We start from the raw sequence: 16,652 nt of genomic DNA, 5'->3' as shown, positions 1-16,652 counted from the left end.
CAGCGACCCCGCAGGCGGTGGGTCTTGACGCGGCGGGTGCGCCCCCGCCGCGGAGCACGCTCGGGCGGGCGGGGGAGGACTTGGCGGTGCGCTGGCTCGTCGAGCACGGGATGCACGTGGTCGAGCGCAACTGGCGCTGTGAGCACGGCGAGATCGACATCGTGGCGCTCGATGGTGCCTGCCTGGTGATCTGCGAGGTCAAGGCCCGTCGCTCCCTGGCCTTCGGCGAACCGGTCGAGGCAGTCACCCACGCCAAGGCGGCGCGCCTGCGCCGGTTGGCCGCGCAGTACGCCCGCACCCACGACACGGGGGCGGCCGACGTGCGCGTCGACGTCATCGGCATCCTGTTCCGTGCGAACCGCCCGTCGCTCGTGCGGCACGTGCAGGGGGTGGGGTCGTGACCTTCGGCCTGGGGTTGACGCGTTCCGTGGTGCTGAACGGGCTCGACGGGGTGCTCGTCGACGTCGAGGCGCACATCGGTCAAGGGTTGCCGTACTTCGCTGTCGGCGGCACCCCGGACCCCGCCTGCGCTCAGGCTCCCGATCGGGTCAAGCCCGCCGCGGCGACGTGTGGGGTGCCGGTCCCGCCGCACCGCATCACGGTGAACCTGTCGCCGGCCTCCATCCCCAAGCGGGGCGCCGGCTTCGACCTGTCGATCGCGGTCGCGGTGCTGTCGGCGTCGGGGAAGATCCGTGGGGGCCGTGCCCGTGACGTCGTGCACCTCGGCGAACTGGCGCTCAACGGGCGGCTGCGCGGGGTTCCCGGGGTGCTGCCCGCGGTTCTTGCGGCGATGCGGGCGGGGGTGCGGCACGTGGTGGTGCCCCTGGAGAACGTCGGCGAGGCACAACTCGTCGACGGCGTCGTCGTGCACGGGGCGGCATCCCTGCGCGACGTCGTCGACTGGTACACCGCCGCGGAGGAGGGGGTGCCGCTGCCCCCGGCGCCTGCGCCGGGCCCACCCGTGGCGCCCCCACGCGGCGGGCCCGACCTCGCTGACGTCGTCGGTCAGGAGGAGGCCCGGCTGGCCATCGAGCTGTCGGCCACGGGCGGCCACCACCTGTTGATGTCCGGGCCGCCCGGTGTCGGCAAGACCATGCTCGCTGAGCGGCTCGTCACGGTGTTGCCGCCGCTCAGCCGCGAGGAGGCCCTGGAGACGCATGCCATTCGCTCGGTGACCGGCCAGATCGGGGAGGTCACCACGCTCGACCACACCCCACCGTTCGTCGCGCCCCACCACAGCGCCACCCTTGCCGCGATCGTCGGTGGTGGAAGCGGCGTCGCCCTCCCGGGGGCGATCTCCCGGGCCCATCACGGGGTCCTGTTCTTGGACGAGGCCCCCGAGTTCAAGACGTCGGTGCTCCAGACGTTGCGCCAGCCGCTGGAGTCCGGAGAGGTCGTCATCGCCCGGGCCCGGCAGATGGTGCGGTACCCGGCACGGTTCCTGCTCGTCCTCGCCGCGAACCCGTGCCCCTGCGGACGCTCCTACGGCAAGGGGGCCGACTGCACGTGCAAGCCGATGGAGATCCGCAACTACGGTGGTCGCCTGTCCGGGCCGTTGCTCGACCGGGTGGACCTTCAGGTGCACGTCCCGCCGTTGCAGCGGGCGGCCATCGGCGACGCGACGGGGGAGTGCAGCGCCGAGGTCGCAGTGAGGGTGGCCCGGGCCCGAGCGGCTCAGGCGCAGCGGTGGTCGGGGCGGGGGTGGGCCACGAACGGGCTCGTGCCCGGCCACGTGTTGCGCCGGGCGCCCTTCCGGCTGCCCGGTTCGGCAACGGCTTCGCTGGACCGCAGCCTCGACCGGGGGGCGGTCACGCTGCGCGGGTACGACCGCGTCCTGCGCGTGGCGTGGTCGGTCGCCGACCTGCACGGTCGGGACACCCCCGGGGCCGCCGACGTCGCGATGGCGCTCGGGCTGCGCAGTGGTCAGCTGGTGGCGGCATGACCGCGCTGCGTGAGTTCGCTGCCGAGAGGAGTGTTCGATGAGTGCCAGCACCATCACCAGCGCCGGGTCTGGGCGTCGGCCGAGTTCGCTGGAGCGTGACGAGCGGTGGGCCCGGGTGGCCTGGGCGTTCCTGGCCGAACCGCGCGATCCCTCGGTGGTCCAGGCCCTCGACACCTACGGTGCCGTCGAGGCGCTCGCACGCTTCCGGGCCGGGCAGCTGCTTGTTCGGCCCGGCGCCCTGGAGCGGCTACCGGACCTCGACGTCGACGACCTCGCGCACGCCGCTGATCGTCAGGGTGTTCACGTCGTCGTGCCCGGCGACGAGGGCTGGCCGCTCGGTGTCGACCGGCTCGACGAGCCGCCGTATGCGTTGTTCGTGCGGGGCTACCCCGACCTCGACACCCTCGTCGAACGGTCGGTCGCCATCGTCGGGTCCCGGGCGGCCACCGACTACGGGATGCGCACCGCCGCCGACCTGGCCGAAGGCCTCGGCACGCGAGGCTTCACGATCATCAGCGGCGCGGCCTACGGCATCGACTCGGCGGCCCATCGTGCGGCGCTCGCGTCCGGCGGGCCCACCGTGGCCGTCCTGGCCTGCGGTGCCGACCGGTACTACCCCGCAGCGCACCGCACCATGCTCAACGAGATCGCGCGCACCGGGGCCGTGGTCAGTGAGGTGCCCGTCGGGGCAGCGCCCTACCGCAGCCGCTTCCTGGCCCGAAACCGCCTCATCGCCACGCTGGCCCGGGCGACGGTCGTCGTCGAGGCCAGCCAGCGGTCCGGTTCGTTGACCACGGCCAGGCACGCGCGTGACAACCACCTGCCCGTCGGTGCGGTACCGGGCCCGGTGACGAGCATGGCGTCGGCCGGCTGCCACGCCCTCATCCGTGACACCGACGCGGTGCTCGTCACCGACGCGGCCGAGGTCGCCGAGCTCGCCGGCCGCATCGGCGAGGACGCACTGCCCGGGCTCGACGAGCTGGGCCGGCCACGGGAGCCGCAGGACGACCTCGACCCCGTGTCGTATGCCGTGTGGTCGGCGGTCCCGGTGCGCTCGGGTGCATCGCCGGAGAAGATCGCTGCTGCGGCCGCTGTGGACGCGCGCACCCTGATCGGCATCCTCGCAGCCCTCGAGGCGCTCGGGCTGGTGCGGCGAGATGCCGGCACCTGGCGCAAGGTGACCGCGCGCCGTGTTGCGGGTGTGACGGGTGGGGTGACACCGTGAGGCCGTGACCGTCACGTCGTCGGAGGCGCTGCCAGCGTTCGAGCGCCACCTGCGCGCCGAGCGGGGGCGGTCGGTGCACACCGTGCGGGCCTACCTGCGCGATGTGGAGTCGTTCTTGTCCGAAGCCGGCGTTGGCGACGACGACGGGTTGCGCGAGGTGTCCCTCGCCGACCTGCGCGCCTGGCTCGGGGTGCTCTCGCGTCGAGGCGCGGCCCGAGCCACCATCGCGCGCACCTCCGCGTCGCTGCGAACGTTCTTCGGCTGGCTCGAGCGCACCGGCCGCATCCCCACCGACCCCTCGCTGCGCCTCACCGCGCCGAGCCGGCACCGAACCCTGCCCCCGGTGCTCGCCAAACGATCGGCCACCGCGCTGCTCGACGTCGCCGAGGTGGCAGCCGATGACGACGACCCGGTCCACCTGCGCAACCGCGCCGCCCTCGAACTGCTCTACGCGACCGGCATCCGCGTCGGTGAACTCGTGGGGCTCGACGTCGACGACGTCGACCTGGCCAGCGACGTCCTGCGGGTCGTCGGCAAGGGCGACAAGGAGCGTCGCGTGCCCTTCGGCATCCCCGCTCGACAGGCCGTGACCGAGTGGCTCACCCGCGGTCGTCCGCGGCTCGTCGGGCCGCAGAGCGGGCCGGCACTCCTGCTCGGACGCCGAGGGCGCCGCGCCGACCAGCGGCAGATCCGATCGGTGGTGCACGACCTGCTTCAGCACGTGCCCGACGCGCCCGACCTCGGCCCGCACGGGCTGCGGCACAGCGCGGCGACACACCTGCTCGAGGGCGGGGCGGACCTGCGCATGGTGCAGGAGCTGCTCGGCCACGCCTCCCTCGCGACGACGCAGCTCTACACCCACGTGTCCGTCGAGCGGCTCAAGGCCTCGTACGCACAGGCCCATCCCCGCGCCTGAGCCCCAGCGCAGGCGGGTTCCTCCGGGCGGTCAGTGGAAGGGCAGCAGGATCACCCGACCGCCCGCAAGCAGCGGCAGCGGGTCGAGGTAGGTCTCACCCCGACGTGCCCCCAGGTGGAGGCAGCCTCGCGGGCCGCAGTGCCCAGCGGTGGCCTCGAGGGTGCCGATTCGCTGGCCAACGGTGACCACGCCACCAGCGGCGACGGAGGCCGTGACCGGCTCGTAGGTGCTGCGCAGCCCGTCCGCGTGCTGGATGCTGACCGTCCCGCGACCTGCGATCACGCCGGCATGAACCACCACGCCACCCTCGACCGCCAGAACTGCCACCCCCGCGGATGCCGTGAGGTCCAGGCCGCGGTGCCCCGCGCCGTATGGCGAGAGCGGCGCCACGAACGGGCGCGCCACCTCGGGTCGGGGCTGCACGGGCCACTGCCACCGCCGACGCTCACCGGCCGCCGGGGTGCTCTGCCCGGCACCCGCCACCTCAGCCCCGAGCAGCCCGACGACGGCGGAGGTCATGGCGTGGGTGCCGACGGCCGGCGCGCCGGGCGCGCTCACCCCCGCGTCAGGCGGTGCTGACGCGCTGACCGCTGCGGCGAGCACACCAGCCACAACGGCCAGGGCTGAGGAGAGGGACATGCACCCAGCCTGCCCAGTCGCCCCCGCCACGGCGAGACGCCGACGCAAGCCTGTGGACGGCATCCGGCCGGCCGCGACCCTGTGGACGACGACCCCGCCACGACCGCCCGGCCACGGTCAGGACGACAGGCGGCGGCAGGCCTCGTCGAGCACCTCGTCACGCTTGCAGAACGCGAACCGCACCAGCGTGCGCCCGGCCTGCGGGTCGTCGTGGAACACCGAGACCGGCACCCCGACCACCCCGGAACGCACGGGCAGCTCGTGGCAGAACGCCAACCCGTCGACGGCCCCGAGCGACGCGGCATCCGCGACGACGAAGTACCCGCCAGCGGGCACGGACACCTCGAGCCCGGCACCGCGCAAGCCGTCGACCAGCCGGTCGCGCTTGCCCTGCAACGACCTCGCCAACCCGGTGAACACCGATTCCGGCAAGCCCAGCCCGACCGCCACCGCCGGCTGGAACGGCCCCGACCCCACGTAGGTGAGGAACTGCTTGACGGCCCGAACAGCGGCCACCGCGGCAGCGGGCCCGCTCACCCAGCCGACCTTCCAGCCCGTCGTCGAGAACGTCTTGCCGGCTGAGGAGATCGTGAGCGTCCGCTCGGCCATCCCCGGCAGCGACGCCACTGACACGTGCTTCGCACCGTCGAACACCAGGTGCTCGTACACCTCGTCCGTGACCACCCAGACGTCGTGCTCACGGGCCAGCTCACACACGAGCTCGAGCTCGGCGCGGGTGAAGACCTTGCCCGTCGGGTTGTGCGGCGTGTTCAGCAGCACGAGGCGGGTGCGCGAGGAGAACGCCGCCCGCAAGGACGTCTCGTCGACCGCGAAGTCCGGGAAGCGCAGCACCGAGGTGCGGCGCACCCCACCGGCCAGGGCGATCGTCGCGGCGTAGCTGTCGTAATACGGCTCGAACGTCACCACCTCGTCACCGGGCGCCACCAGAGCCAGCACCGTCGCCGCGATCGCCTCGGTCGCGCCCACGGTCACGAGCACCTCGGTGCGCGGGTCGACCGACACACCCCGAAAGCGCGCCTGGTGCGCGGCGATGGCCTCGAGCAACTCGGGCACTCCCGGGCCGGGCGGGTACTGGTTGGCACCCCCGCGAATCGCCGCCACGGCCGCCTCGAGCACCTCGGGGGGTCCGTCGGTGTCAGGAAAGCCCTGCCCCAGGTTGATCGCGTCGTGCTCCGCGGCCAGTGCCGACATGGTCGCGAAGATCGTCGTGCCGAACGGTGTCAGCGCCGCGTTGCCGAGGGCTCGGGTCATGGGGGAGAGGCTATGCCGTGCGGCGTACCCTGCACCGCATGGACAGCCAGACCCTCGGCACCCTCGACGCCGTCGCCACCGCCGCCGCCGTGCGCGAGGGCCACGTCAGCGCCCGCGAGGTGGTGCAGGCAGCCCTGGCCCGCATCGAGGAGCGCAACGGCCCGGTCAACGCCTTCACCGTGGTCCGTGCGCAGGCCGCGCTCGCCGAGGCGGACGAGGTGGATGCCGTCGGCCCTCGCGCCGATCGTCCCCTCGCCGGCGTGCCCGTCGTCGTCAAGGAGGAGTACGACGTCACCGGCGACGTCACGTCTCTCGGTGGGTCCGGCAACTCCACGCCGCGCACCGCCGACAGTGAGGTGGTGCGCCGCCTGCGCGCCGCCGGGGCCGTGATCGTCGGCCGCACGACGATGCCCGAGTTCGGGCAGTTCCCGTTCACCGAGAGCGTGGCCACCGGAGTCACCCGCAACCCCTTTGACCTCGACCGCTCCCCGGGTGGCTCGTCGGGCGGGTCGGCCGTGGCCGTCGCGACGGGGATGGTCCCGGTGGCGCTCGGCGCCGACGGGGGCGGGTCGATCCGCATCCCGGCATCCGCCTGCGGGCTCGTCGGGCTCAAACCCACCCGTGGCCGCGTCTCCGTGGCACCCCTGTCGCAGCACTGGTACGGGCTCGTCGTCCTCGGCGGCATGTCACGCAGCGTGCGCGACAGCGCCCTGCTGCTCGACGTCATCTCCGGCTCGACCCCGGTCGACCGCTGGTCGGTGCCGCCGCCGCGCGAGCCGTTCGCGACCATGGCGGCCCGCGAACCGGGCACCCTGCGCATCGCGTGGAGCACCAAGAGCGTCACGCCCGGGGTCGACACCGACCCCGAGATCACCGCCGCCACCGAGCAGGTCGCCAGGGCGCTGGTCCGGCTCGGGCACCGGGTGCACCGCACGGCACCGCGCTGGCCGGTCGCGACCGACGCGTTCCTGCCGCAGTTCTACGGGGGCATGGCGGCCGAGGCGGGTCAGGTCGAGCACCCCGAGCGGCTCGAGCCCCGCACCCGGCAGACCGCGCGGCTGGCCCGGTGGGCGACGCCCCGGGTGGTCGAGCGCGCCATCCGCCGGGGTGAGCGGGTCGCCGCGGCCGTCGACGCACGCCTGCTCACCGACGCCGACGTCTTCCTCCTGCCGACCATGCCGAAGCTGCCCCCGCCGGTCGGCCTCCTGGACGGCATGGATGCCGTTCGCGCCCAGGTCGCGACCCTTCCCTACGTCGCCAACACCGTGCTCACCAACGTCTCCGGCCACCCGGCGCTGAGCCTGCCGGCGGGGCTGTCGGTCACCGGGCTGCCGATCGGGGTCCAGCTCATCGCCCGCCGCGGCGAGGAGGGCCTGCTCCTCGCCGTCGCTGCCCAGCTCGAGGCCTCGAGGCCCGATTTCTGGCCGGGGGTCGCGACCCCGTAGACTGGCGGGTGCGTCCGACTCCGGTCGGGCGACTTCGCGCGCCTTCTCACCGTCACCTGGACCACCACACGACGGGGCGCACCTTGGCAGTGCGGATGCCGCGGCATCCGGTGAGGTGCGTAGCAGGCGCCAGGCAGGAGCCCCGCACCTTCGCGCGGCATCCGACGAAACTGACCAACGCACAAGGAGAACACGGCATGGCCGTCGTCACCATGCGCCAGCTCCTCGAGAGCGGCGTCCACTTCGGGCACCAGACCCGTCGCTGGAACCCCAAGATGAAGCGCTTCATCATGACCGAGCGCAACGGCATCTACATCATCGACCTGCAGCAGTCGGTGACCTACATCAACAACGCGTACGAGTTCGTCCGCGAGACCGTGGCCCACGGCGGCACGATCCTGTTCGTCGGCACCAAGCGCCAGGCGCAGGAGCCGATCGCCGAGCAGGCCACCCGTGTCGGCATGCCGTACGTCAACCACCGCTGGCTCGGTGGCATGCTCACCAACTTCCAGACGATCTCCAAGCGGCTCACCCGCCTCAAGGAGCTCGAGGAGCTCGACTTCGACGACGTGGCCGGCAGCGGCTACACGAAGAAGGAGCTGCTCATCTTCAAGCGCGAGAAGGACAAGCTCGAGAAGACCCTGGGCGGCATCCGCACCATGGGCAAGGTTCCCTCGGCCGTCTGGATCGTCGACACCAAGAAGGAGCACCTCGCCGTTGACGAGGCCCGCCAGCTGGGGCTGCCCGTCATCGCGATCCTCGACACCAACTGCGACCCCGACGAGGTCGACTACAAGATCCCCGGCAACGACGACGCGATCCGTTCCGTCACGCTGCTGACCCGGGTCATCGCGGATGCCGTCGCCGACGGTCTCATGGCGCGCGCCGGTGGCCGCGCCGACGAGGACGTCGTCGCCGCTGACGAGCCCCTCGCCGAGTGGGAGCGCGAGCTCCTCGGTGGCGACGCTGCCGAGGCCGCTGCGGCTGCCGAGGCTCCCGCCGCCGAGGCTTCGGCCGCTGAGGCCGCCCCGGTCGAGGCCGAGGTTGCCGAGGCTCCCGCCGCCGAGGCCGAGGTTGCCGAGGCCCCCGCCGAGGAGGCCACCCCGGCCGCCGACGCGGACCAGGCCTGAGCCTGCCCCCTCGTCCCTGTCCGAACTGCTAGCTGAAAGAGCGATACCACTCATGGCGAACTACACCGCCGCTGACATCAAGGCGCTCCGCGAGAAGACCGCCGCCGGAATGATGGACGTCAAGAAGGCCCTCGACGAGGCCGATGGCGACATGGCCAAGGCCGAGGAGATCCTTCGCGTCAAGGGCCTGAAGGGTGTGACCAAGCGCGAGGGCCGTACGGCCTCCAACGGGCTGGTCACCGCCAACGCCGGCGCCGGCGAGGGCACCCTCGTCGAGGTCCTGTGCGAGACCGACTTCGTGGCCAAGGGTGAGCGTTTCGGCGCCCTGGCCGCGCAGGTCCTCGACCAGGCCGTTGCCACCAAGTCTGCTGACGCGCAAGCCCTGCTGGCCTCGACGCTCGAGGACGGCCGCACCGTCAAGGAGCTCCTCGACGAGGCCAACGCCACCATCGGCGAGAAGATCGAGGTCAAGCGCGTTGCCCGCCTCGAGGGCGAGCACGTCGTGTCCTACCTGCACAAGACGAGCCCCGACCTGCCCGCGCAGATCGGTGTCCTCGTCTCCACCGCCGGTGGCGACGAGCAGACGGCCAAGGACGTCGCGATGCACATCGCCGCGTTCAGCCCGAGCGTGCTCACCCGTGAGGAGATCGACGCCGAGACGGTCGAGAACGAGCGTCGCGTCGCCGAGGCCACCGCGAAGGAGGAGGGCAAGCCCGAGGCCGCCCTTCCGAAGATCGTCGAGGGTCGCGTGAACGGCTTCTTCAAGGAGAACGTCCTGCTCGAGCAGCCGTTCGCCAAGGACGCCAAGAAGACCGTCGCCAAGGTGCTGTCCGAGGCCGGAGCCGACGCGAAGGGCTTCGCGCGCTTCCGGGTCGGTAGCTGACCACGCACCGCGCCCCACGCATCACCGGATGCCGCCCGCTCACCTGAGCGGGCGGCATCCGCGCGTCGCGGGCCGGTTCGTCATCGACAGGGTGACGGCGCCGTGGTCAGCTGATGCGGCCCAGGGCCAGGGCGGCGTACGTGAGGGCGGCCACGGTCTCGCCGTCGGTGATCTCGCCGCGCGCCACCATGGCGAGCACCTCGCCCCACGGCACGCGGCGCACCTCGCTGATGCCCTCGGCCTCCTGCTCTGCCCCGGCCACGGGCGACAGGTCGGTCGCCAGGTAGACGACCTCGGGTGCGACGCAGACCCCGTTGAGGGCGTTCATCCGGCCGATCTCGCGCCACGTGCCCGCCTGGAGCCCCGTCTCCTCGGCAAGCTCACGCTGTGCCCCCGCGAGGGTGTCCGGGCCGTCGGACCCGCCGGCGGGCACCTCGACCGAGGGTCCGGTCGTGTGCCGGTCGACGGTCACGAGCACCACCTCGTCGTCGTCGGTCACCGCCACGACGAACACCGCCGGGTGCCGCAGGTGCACGACACCGTAGATGCCCTCGCCCCCGTCGGGGCGGATCACGGCATCCTCGACGACCTCGATCCACGGGTTGGCGTAGACGGTCTTCGATGCGGTGACGGGCCACATGGTCAGGCGTCCAGCACGCCTCGGCCGCTCACCGGCGGCCGGTCGCTCCACGGGAAGTCAGCCCGGGTGACGACTTCGCGCTCAGTCTCCATGGCGGCATCCTGCCAGCGCCGGACCTCGGGGCGCACGCCCACGACAGGCGGGAGCGCGGGCGGTGCGGGTCCGCGCGAACCCGGCGCGACGGCATCCGCCGTGGTTGCCGTGTCGAGTGCGTCATGCTCGCTGTGGCAGGATCGAGCGACTGCGAACCACCGCCGAGGAGGCCCCGTGACCACGCACGCCCAGACCCAGGCCGCACCGAATGCGTCGGGCGCAGCCTCGCCGCGACGGGTGCTGCTCAAGCTCTCCGGCGAGGTGTTCGGCGGTGGCAAGGTCGGCGTCGACCCCGAGGTCGTGCGCGGCATCGCCCGCCAGATCGCGGATGCCGTCCGTGAGGGCATCGAGGTCGCCGTCGTCGTCGGTGGGGGCAACTTCTTCCGCGGCGCCGAGCTCCAGCAGAAGGGCATGGACCGCTCTCGGGCCGACTACATCGGCATGCTCGGCACCGTGATGAACTGCCTGGCGCTGCAGGACTTCCTCGAGAAGGAGGGCATTGACACCCGGGTGCAGACCGCCATCACCATGGGCCAGGTCGCCGAGCCGTACATCCCGCGGCGCGCGATCCGCCACCTCGAGAAGGGGCGGGTCGTCATCTTCGGCGCCGGGGCGGGGATGCCGTACTTCTCCACCGACACCGTGAGCGCCCAGCGTGCACTGGAGTGCCGCTGCGACATGGTGCTCATGAGCAAGAGCGGGGTCGACGGGGTGTACGACGCCGACCCGCGCACCGACCCCGACGCCCGCAAGCTCGAGCACGTGACCTTCGAGGAGGCGCTGCGCACCGGCCTCAAGGTCGTCGACGCCGCCGCGTTCAGCCTCTGCATGGACAACAAGCTGCCCATGGTCGTGTTCGGGATGGAGGGTGACGGCAACATCACCCGTGCCCTGCGGGGCGAGCGCATCGGGACGCTGGTCTCCGCGGGCTGAGGCGCACGTCGCGCGGCGGTCACCGGGCGGCCCGCGACCCTGACACACTGGGACCAGACCCGCCGCGCCGGTAGCGCGGCATACCGAAGGAGAACCGCCGCAGATGATCGACGAGACCTTGTTCGAGGCCGAGGAGAAGATGGAGAAGACCGTCGAGGCCGCCAAGGAGGCTTTCGCCGGTATCCGCACCGGTCGCGCGCACCCCGGCATGTTCCAGAAGGTGCTCGTGGACTACTACGGTGCGCCGACCCCGCTCCAGCAGCTCGCGTCGTTCCAGACCCCCGAGGCGCGCACCATCATCATCAGCCCGTTCGACAAGAGCTCGATGCACGCCATCGAGAAGGCGATCCAGGTGGCTGACCTCGGTGTCAACCCGAGCAACGACGGCAACATCATCCGCTGCGTCATGCCGGTGCTCACCGAGGAGCGGCGTCGTGAGTACGTGAAGATGGCGCACTCGCAGGCCGAGGACGCGAAGGTGTCGGTGCGCAACGTGCGACGCAGCGCCAAGACGACCCTGGAGAAGCTCGTCAAGGACGGCGAGGTCGGTGAGGACGAGGGGGCGCGCGCCGAGAAGGAGCTCGAGGCCGTCACCAAGCGCCACGTCGACCAGATCGACGAGCTGCTCAAGCACAAGGAAGCCGAGCTGCTCGAGGTCTGACCTCGCACCACGACGATGACCGACGCCCCCGACCGCACCGCCGACGCCCCGGACGTCCCTGACGCACCTGATGCTCCGGCGGCGCCGGCCACCCCGAAGGTCGGGCGCGACCTTCGGGCAGCAGTCGGGGTGGGGCTGCTGCTCGGCGGGCTGGTCATCGGCACGCTCATCGTCGATGCGCGGGCCTTTCTCGTCGTCGTGATCGCCGCGATCTGCGTGGGGGCCTGGGAACTGCGTCGCGCCATCGCCACCAAGGGCATCACCATCCCCCTCGTGCCGCTGCTCCTCGGGGTTGCCGGCATGCTGGTCTCCGCCTACGCGCGCGGGGCCGAGGCGTTGGTCGTGACGTTCGGCCTGACGATCATCGGCATCCTCATCTGGCGGGTGGCCGACGGGGTCGCCGGGGCGGCTCGTGACCTGAGCGCAGCGGCCCTCGTGACGTTCTACCCCGTGTTCCTCGCCGGGTTCGCCGCCCTCATGCTCGCGGCACCTGACGGTCGCCAGCGCATCGTCGTGTTCATCCTCGTCACCGTCTTCTCCGACATCGGTGGCTACGCGGTGGGGGTCAAGTTCGGCAAGCACCCGATGGCGCCGTCGCTCAGCCCCAAGAAGTCGTGGGAAGGGTTCGCCGGTTCCGTGCTGTCGTGCGCACTCGTCGGTGCCATCTCGCTGCCCCTGCTCCTCGACGGCGTCTGGTGGGCCGGCGCCGTGCTCGGCGTCGTCGCCGCGGCCGCTGCCACCCTCGGTGACCTCATCGAGTCCAGCATCAAGCGCGACCTCGGCATCAAGGACATGAGCACGATCCTGCCCGGGCACGGCGGCCTGATGGATCGCCTCGACTCGCTCGTCGTCGTGGCCCCGGTCGCCTGGGCGCTGCTGCTGCTGTTCGTCCCGCTCGGCTGAGCGAAGCCCGCCCGGACCAGGGCAGCGCTGTCAGCGCGTGTCGCCGCCCTGCTCCACGGAGAGGATCGATCCGAGGTGCGGCCCGACGACGACGTTGAGCACGCCGTCCTCACCCCGGTGGGTCAACTGGCTGACGGCGCCGTCGTGCCAGAGGTAGGTGTGCGGGCTGAGGGGGCCGGGGCTGTCGCTGAAACCGAGCACGGCGAACCTCGGCATCAGGGTCAGGGCGTCCATGGCCGCAGTGGCCCCGTCGACGACCCGGAAGGCGAGCTGGTGGCGAAACGGCACCGCGAACACCACCCCATCGCGAAGGTCGGCACCGGGCTCGACCCGCTCGACGACGTCGGGCAGCACGAGCGCCAAGGATGCGGTGAACATCGACTCGCCGAGCACGCACCAGAACCAGTGGCCCTCGTGCTCGATCCGCTCGATCTGCAAGGGTTCCGTCGTGACCAGCGCCCGGGTGTTGCGGTGGGCCTGGTCGAGGAGTGCGGCCATGGGGCCGCGCTCGCGCAGGCGGTCCTCTGCGGGAGTGATCACCATGTCGGGGAGATCGACGACGGGCAGCGAGACCACCCCGTCGGCCCAGCTCAGTGCGTGGCCGAACGATTCGCGGCCGAGGGAGTCCAGCGAGCTCTCCTCGACCAGGCGCAGGTAGAGCTGGCTGCGGTACTGCTCGTCGGAGAGGGTGTCCGCCGAGGGGCGATCCGCGGCGAGCAGCGCACGGAAGTGACGACGGATCACCTCCGCCCACCCCTCGGGTGTCGGGTCGCTTTCGTTGTGCGCGACGGCGGCAACGTTCCACAGCCCCCACTCGAGACCGTCGTCGGTTTCCACATGGTCGGGGTGAACCGTGACCTCGTAGCCGTCCTCGGCCAACACCCGGCGCACCGTGGCGCGGAACTGCTCGGCCTGCGGCCGGGTGAAGAACGTCAGGTCGCTGTCCGGGGTGGTGTCCAGCGGTGGCGCCGGTTCGTTGCGCTTGCGCGAGAAGAGTCCCATTCAACTGCCCCTTGTCCCCAGGGAGGCAGCCCGGTGGTGCCTCGCCGTCAGCGTAGGCGTGATCGGTGACAGCACCTGCGAGAATCAACGCACCATGTCCGATTCCCCCGCGCCCTCCGAGTCCCCCGCACCCCGCCCGGCCCCCGGCCAGCTCACGTTCACCGCGCCCCGTCGGGGCAAGCCGCCGCGGCACCTGGCCGACCTCAGCCTCGAGGAGCGTCGCGAGGTGGCCGCCGCCCACGGCCACCCGGCCTATCGGGCGACACAGCTCTCGACGCACTACTTCGAGCGGCTCGTCGACCGGCCCGAGGACATGACCGACCTGCCCAAGGCCGTGCGCGACGACCTCGTCGCCGACCTCCTGCCCCCGCTGCTGACTCCGGTGCGCAGCCTCACCGCCGACCGGGGTGCCACGATCAAGCAGGTCTGGCGGCTGTTCGACGGGGCGCTGGTCGAGTCGGTGCTCATGCGCTACCCGAAGCGGGTCACCGTCTGCATCTCCAGCCAGGCCGGCTGCGGCATGAACTGCCCGTTCTGCGCCACGGGTCAGGAGGGGCTCACGCGCAACATGTCGGCGGGGGAGATCGTCGAGCAGGTCGTGGCCGCGGCCCGGTTGCTGCGGCGCGGCGAGCTGCCCGAGATCGGTGACGCCCTTGACGGCGCCGGGCTCGGCGACGAGTCCGAGGACGGTGCGGATGCCGTGGCCTCCGATGCCGCAGCCGCCGGTCCCAGCCGGGTGAGCAACGTCGTCTTCATGGGCATGGGCGAGGCGCTGGCCAACTACAAGGCGGCCATCGGAGCGATCCGGCGACTCACCGAGCCGGCGCCCTCGGGCCTGGGCATCTCGGCCCGGGGCATCACGATGTCGACGGTCGGGCTCGTCCCCGGCATCGACCGGCTCACCGCTGAGGGCATCCCGGTGACCCTCGCCCTGTCGCTGCACGCACCCGACGACGAGCTGCGCGACGAACTCGTCCCGATCAACACCCGCTGGAAGGTCGACGAGGCGCTCGATGCGGCCTACCGCTACCACGAGGCCACCGGGCGCCGGGTCAGCATCGAGTACGCCCTCATCCGCGACATCAACGACCAGGCGTGGCGGGCGGACCTGCTCGGCCAGAAGCTGCGCCAGCGCGGCCGGGGCTGGGTCCACGTCAACCCCATCCCGCTGAACCCGACCCCCGGGTCGAAGTGGACGGCATCCCGCCGAGGCGTCGAGCAGCAGTTCGTCGAGCGGCTGCGGGCGCACGGCATCCCGACGACCGTTCGTGACACGCGCGGGTCCGACATCGACGGCGCCTGCGGTCAGCTGGCTGCCGCGACCTCGGGAGCCCCCGAACGCGGCTGAGCGTCGTCGCGCGCGGTTCTGACGGGGGCCCGTGGCATCGCGGTGCTCGGTGCTCGGTGCTTGGTGCTCGGTGCTCGGTGCTGAGAGGGCGTCGGGGGGTGCTGTCAGGCGTCCTTGCGGCGCGCAAGGGATTCCTTTTCGGGCGCAAGGACCCCTGAAAGCACTGGTACCCGGGCTCACAGGTTCGACCGGTGCCCGCGAAACGTCCACCCTGGGGCGGCGCTGGTACCCGGGTTCACAGGTTCGACGGTGCCCGCGCAACGTCCACCCTGGGGCTGCGCTGGTACCCGGGCTCACAGGTTCGACGGTGCCCGGGCAACGTCCACCCTGGTCGGATGCCGGGGCTCGACAAGCGCCCTGCACCCTCGTACCCGCGGGTACGCTTGGCCGATGCACCGTCGCGCCCCGGCACTCCTGGCTGCCCTCGCCCTGCTCCTCGCCGGGTGCGGCAGCGAGGCCGACCTGCCGGCGAACCTGAAGTCCGCCGACACGCATGCGAGCACCCACGCCACCGCGCCGAGCGCCACGGTCGAGCCGGTCAAGGAGACGCCTCTGCGCAAGGGCGAGCGCTTCCAGGAGATCCGCCTCCCGGCGAAGTACACCCCGAAGGCCCCCGAGGGCATCGGCACCGACGACTACCGCTGCTTCCTCGTCGACCCCGGCTTCGACACCGACCAGCTCGTCAGCGGCATCCAGGTCCTCCTCGACAACGCACCGCTGGTGCACCACGTCGTTGTCTCCAAGGTCGAGCCGGAGGACGTCACCAAGGCCGAGAAGATCGACGCGCAGACCCCGGGCGAGGGCTGGACCTGCTTCGGTGGCGCGGGCATCTCGGGCATCGCCGGCGGCAACCTCGACAAGGCCGACTGGGTCGGTGCGTGGGCGCCCGGTGGGGGAGAGCGGGTCATGGCCGAGGACATCGGCATCCCGCTCAAGGCCGGCTCGCAGCTCGTCGTCCAGATGCACTACAACCTCCTCGCGGGCGACGGCGCCGATCGCAGTGCCGTGCTCCTGAGGCTGTCTGAAGCCAAGGGCAGCGACAAGCAGGCCCTGCAGACGATGCTCCTGCCTGCTCCCGTCGAGCTGCCCTGCCGCGACAACCGCACGAAGGGGATGTGCAGCCGCGCACTCGCGGTCGCCGACCTCAAGAAGCGCTTCGCCGAGGACCCCGCCACCGCCGACCTGCTGCACCTGCTCTGCGGGCCGCTGAAGACCGGGCCGGTGCAGAGCTGCACCCGACCGATCCGTGAGGAGGCGACGATCCGCGCCGTCTCCGGGCACATGCACCTGCTCGGGCGGGCGATCACGGTGGACGTGAACAAGGGGACGCCGAAGGCCAAGCGCGTGCTGGACATCCCCATCTGGAACTTCGACGACCAGGGCAGCATCCCCCTGGAGACCCCTCTCGACGTCGGTCCCGGTGACACCATCACGGTGACCTGCACCCACGACCAGGAGCTGCGTGACCTGCTCCCGGCGTTCGAGGGCACCAAGGACCGCTACGTCGCCTGGGGTGAGGGCACCACCGACGAGATGTGCCTGGGCATCGTCCTCAGCACCCCGCGCTGACGCCTGGAGCACAGGACGCCAACCACCCGTGGCGGGCGGTTGGCGGCTGCG

General features: G+C 71.9%; 16 protein-coding genes. 12 read left to right on the top strand and 4 right to left on the bottom strand.

Annotated elements, in window-relative coordinates:
• Positions 1 to 17 precede the first annotated feature (17 nt).
• From C8E84_RS05475 to C8E84_RS05460, 4 genes are read left to right on the top strand one after another with little or no spacing between them, the layout of a single operon-like run.
• Positions 18 to 401, top strand: coding sequence for a YraN family protein (locus tag C8E84_RS05475; protein ID WP_246196802.1), 384 nt, complete (start codon positions 18 to 20; stop codon positions 399 to 401).
• Positions 398 to 1,942 carry a YifB family Mg chelatase-like AAA ATPase gene (locus C8E84_RS05470; protein WP_159900162.1) on the top strand — a complete coding sequence of 515 codons (1,545 nt, stop codon included), beginning with the start codon at positions 398 to 400 and terminating at the stop codon, positions 1,940 to 1,942. The genes C8E84_RS05475 and C8E84_RS05470 overlap by 4 nt, the downstream gene beginning before the upstream one ends.
• A 37-nt stretch (positions 1,943 to 1,979) precedes the next feature.
• A complete protein-coding gene (gene dprA, locus C8E84_RS05465; protein WP_159900160.1) occupies positions 1,980 to 3,167 on the top strand; it encodes a DNA-processing protein DprA in 1,188 nt (395 codons plus the stop codon).
• A 4-nt stretch (positions 3,168 to 3,171) separates the two neighbouring features.
• On the top strand, positions 3,172 to 4,083 hold the full coding sequence (locus tag C8E84_RS05460; RefSeq protein ID WP_159900158.1) for a tyrosine recombinase XerC: 912 nt from the start codon (positions 3,172 to 3,174) through the stop codon (positions 4,081 to 4,083).
• 30 nt (positions 4,084 to 4,113) lie between these two features.
• On the opposite strand, the gene C8E84_RS05455 is transcribed toward C8E84_RS05460, so the two are convergent.
• The gene (locus tag C8E84_RS05455; RefSeq protein ID WP_246196801.1) at positions 4,114 to 4,722 is read right to left on the bottom strand and encodes a murein hydrolase activator EnvC family protein; all 609 of its coding nucleotides are present in this window, start codon (positions 4,720 to 4,722) and stop codon (positions 4,114 to 4,116) included.
• Positions 4,723 to 4,839: 117 nt separating this feature from the next.
• Positions 4,840 to 5,994 (bottom strand): pyridoxal phosphate-dependent aminotransferase, encoded by a 1,155-nt coding sequence (locus tag C8E84_RS05450; protein WP_159900156.1) that lies wholly within the window; start codon positions 5,992 to 5,994, stop codon positions 4,840 to 4,842.
• A gap of 38 nt (positions 5,995 to 6,032) precedes the next feature.
• On the opposite strand from C8E84_RS05450, the gene C8E84_RS05445 reads away from it, so the two are divergent.
• The 3 genes from C8E84_RS05445 (at position 6,033) to tsf (ending at position 9,452) form a co-directional block, all read left to right on the top strand.
• Positions 6,033 to 7,439, top strand: a complete 1,407-nt coding sequence (locus tag C8E84_RS05445) for an amidase (RefSeq protein ID WP_159900154.1) — start codon at positions 6,033 to 6,035, stop codon at positions 7,437 to 7,439.
• A 197-nt stretch (positions 7,440 to 7,636) separates the two neighbouring features.
• Positions 7,637 to 8,569 carry a 30S ribosomal protein S2 gene (rpsB, locus tag C8E84_RS05440; RefSeq protein ID WP_159900152.1) on the top strand — a complete coding sequence of 311 codons (933 nt, stop codon included), beginning with the start codon at positions 7,637 to 7,639 and terminating at the stop codon, positions 8,567 to 8,569.
• Positions 8,570 to 8,621: 52 nt separating this feature from the next.
• A complete protein-coding gene (tsf, locus tag C8E84_RS05435) occupies positions 8,622 to 9,452 on the top strand; it encodes a translation elongation factor Ts (RefSeq protein WP_159900150.1) in 831 nt (276 codons plus the stop codon).
• Between the two features lie 106 nt (positions 9,453 to 9,558).
• Here tsf and C8E84_RS05430 read toward each other — a convergent pair whose 3' ends face one another.
• Positions 9,559 to 10,092 carry an NUDIX domain-containing protein gene (locus C8E84_RS05430; RefSeq protein ID WP_159900148.1) on the bottom strand — a complete coding sequence of 178 codons (534 nt, stop codon included), beginning with the start codon at positions 10,090 to 10,092 and terminating at the stop codon, positions 9,559 to 9,561.
• Positions 10,093 to 10,359: 267 nt separating this feature from the next.
• Between C8E84_RS05430 and pyrH the strand changes: the two genes are divergently transcribed.
• The 3 genes from pyrH to C8E84_RS05415 all read left to right on the top strand — a co-directional run bounded on the left by pyrH (position 10,360) and on the right by C8E84_RS05415 (position 12,682).
• Entirely contained in the window at positions 10,360 to 11,118 is a 759-nt protein-coding gene (pyrH, locus tag C8E84_RS05425) for a UMP kinase (RefSeq protein WP_159900146.1), read from the top strand.
• 103 nt (positions 11,119 to 11,221) lie between these two features.
• Positions 11,222 to 11,779 (top strand): ribosome recycling factor, encoded by a 558-nt coding sequence (gene frr, locus C8E84_RS05420; protein WP_159900144.1) that lies wholly within the window; start codon positions 11,222 to 11,224, stop codon positions 11,777 to 11,779.
• 15 nt (positions 11,780 to 11,794) lie between these two features.
• A complete protein-coding gene (locus C8E84_RS05415) occupies positions 11,795 to 12,682 on the top strand; it encodes a phosphatidate cytidylyltransferase (protein WP_159900142.1) in 888 nt (295 codons plus the stop codon).
• A gap of 30 nt (positions 12,683 to 12,712) precedes the next feature.
• Here C8E84_RS05415 and C8E84_RS05410 read toward each other — a convergent pair whose 3' ends face one another.
• Positions 12,713 to 13,684 carry a hypothetical protein gene (locus C8E84_RS05410; RefSeq protein ID WP_159900140.1) on the bottom strand — a complete coding sequence of 324 codons (972 nt, stop codon included), beginning with the start codon at positions 13,682 to 13,684 and terminating at the stop codon, positions 12,713 to 12,715.
• A 94-nt stretch (positions 13,685 to 13,778) separates the two neighbouring features.
• Here C8E84_RS05410 and rlmN point away from each other — a divergent pair, with 94 nt between their 5' ends.
• Both rlmN and C8E84_RS05400 read left to right on the top strand, forming a co-directional pair.
• Entirely contained in the window at positions 13,779 to 15,032 is a 1,254-nt protein-coding gene (rlmN, locus tag C8E84_RS05405; RefSeq protein ID WP_159900138.1) for a 23S rRNA (adenine(2503)-C(2))-methyltransferase RlmN, read from the top strand.
• A gap of 390 nt (positions 15,033 to 15,422) precedes the next feature.
• Entirely contained in the window at positions 15,423 to 16,601 is a 1,179-nt protein-coding gene (locus tag C8E84_RS05400; protein ID WP_159900136.1) for a monooxygenase, read from the top strand.
• Positions 16,602 to 16,652 lie beyond the last annotated feature (51 nt).

This window comes from Ornithinibacter aureus (assembly GCF_009858245.1).
GTDB classification, from domain to species: Bacteria; Actinomycetota; Actinomycetes; order Actinomycetales; family Dermatophilaceae; genus Fodinibacter; species Fodinibacter aureus.
The sequence above is the reverse complement of the archived record's forward strand: the minus strand, read 5'-3'. Positions and strand labels throughout refer to the sequence as shown.

Bases quoted from the DNA above. Each gene is read 5' to 3' on its own strand.
- dprA (WP_159900160.1), top strand. From the start codon at position 1,980: ATGAGTGCCAGCACCATCACCAGCGCCGGGTCTGGGCGTCGGCCGAGT.
- C8E84_RS05455 (WP_246196801.1), bottom strand. From the start codon at position 4,722: ATGTCCCTCTCCTCAGCCCTGGCCGTTGTGGCTGGTGTGCTCGCCGCA.
- C8E84_RS05450 (WP_159900156.1), bottom strand. From the start codon at position 5,994: ATGACCCGAGCCCTCGGCAACGCGGCGCTGACACCGTTCGGCACGACG.
- C8E84_RS05445 (WP_159900154.1), top strand. From the start codon at position 6,033: ATGGACAGCCAGACCCTCGGCACCCTCGACGCCGTCGCCACCGCCGCC.
- rpsB (WP_159900152.1), top strand. From the start codon at position 7,637: ATGGCCGTCGTCACCATGCGCCAGCTCCTCGAGAGCGGCGTCCACTTC.
- tsf (WP_159900150.1), top strand. From the start codon at position 8,622: ATGGCGAACTACACCGCCGCTGACATCAAGGCGCTCCGCGAGAAGACC.
- C8E84_RS05430 (WP_159900148.1), bottom strand. From the start codon at position 10,092: ATGTGGCCCGTCACCGCATCGAAGACCGTCTACGCCAACCCGTGGATC.
- frr (WP_159900144.1), top strand. From the start codon at position 11,222: ATGATCGACGAGACCTTGTTCGAGGCCGAGGAGAAGATGGAGAAGACC.
- C8E84_RS05415 (WP_159900142.1), top strand. From the start codon at position 11,795: ATGACCGACGCCCCCGACCGCACCGCCGACGCCCCGGACGTCCCTGAC.
- C8E84_RS05410 (WP_159900140.1), bottom strand. From the start codon at position 13,684: ATGGGACTCTTCTCGCGCAAGCGCAACGAACCGGCGCCACCGCTGGAC.
- rlmN (WP_159900138.1), top strand. From the start codon at position 13,779: ATGTCCGATTCCCCCGCGCCCTCCGAGTCCCCCGCACCCCGCCCGGCC.
- C8E84_RS05400 (WP_159900136.1), top strand. From the start codon at position 15,423: ATGCACCGTCGCGCCCCGGCACTCCTGGCTGCCCTCGCCCTGCTCCTC.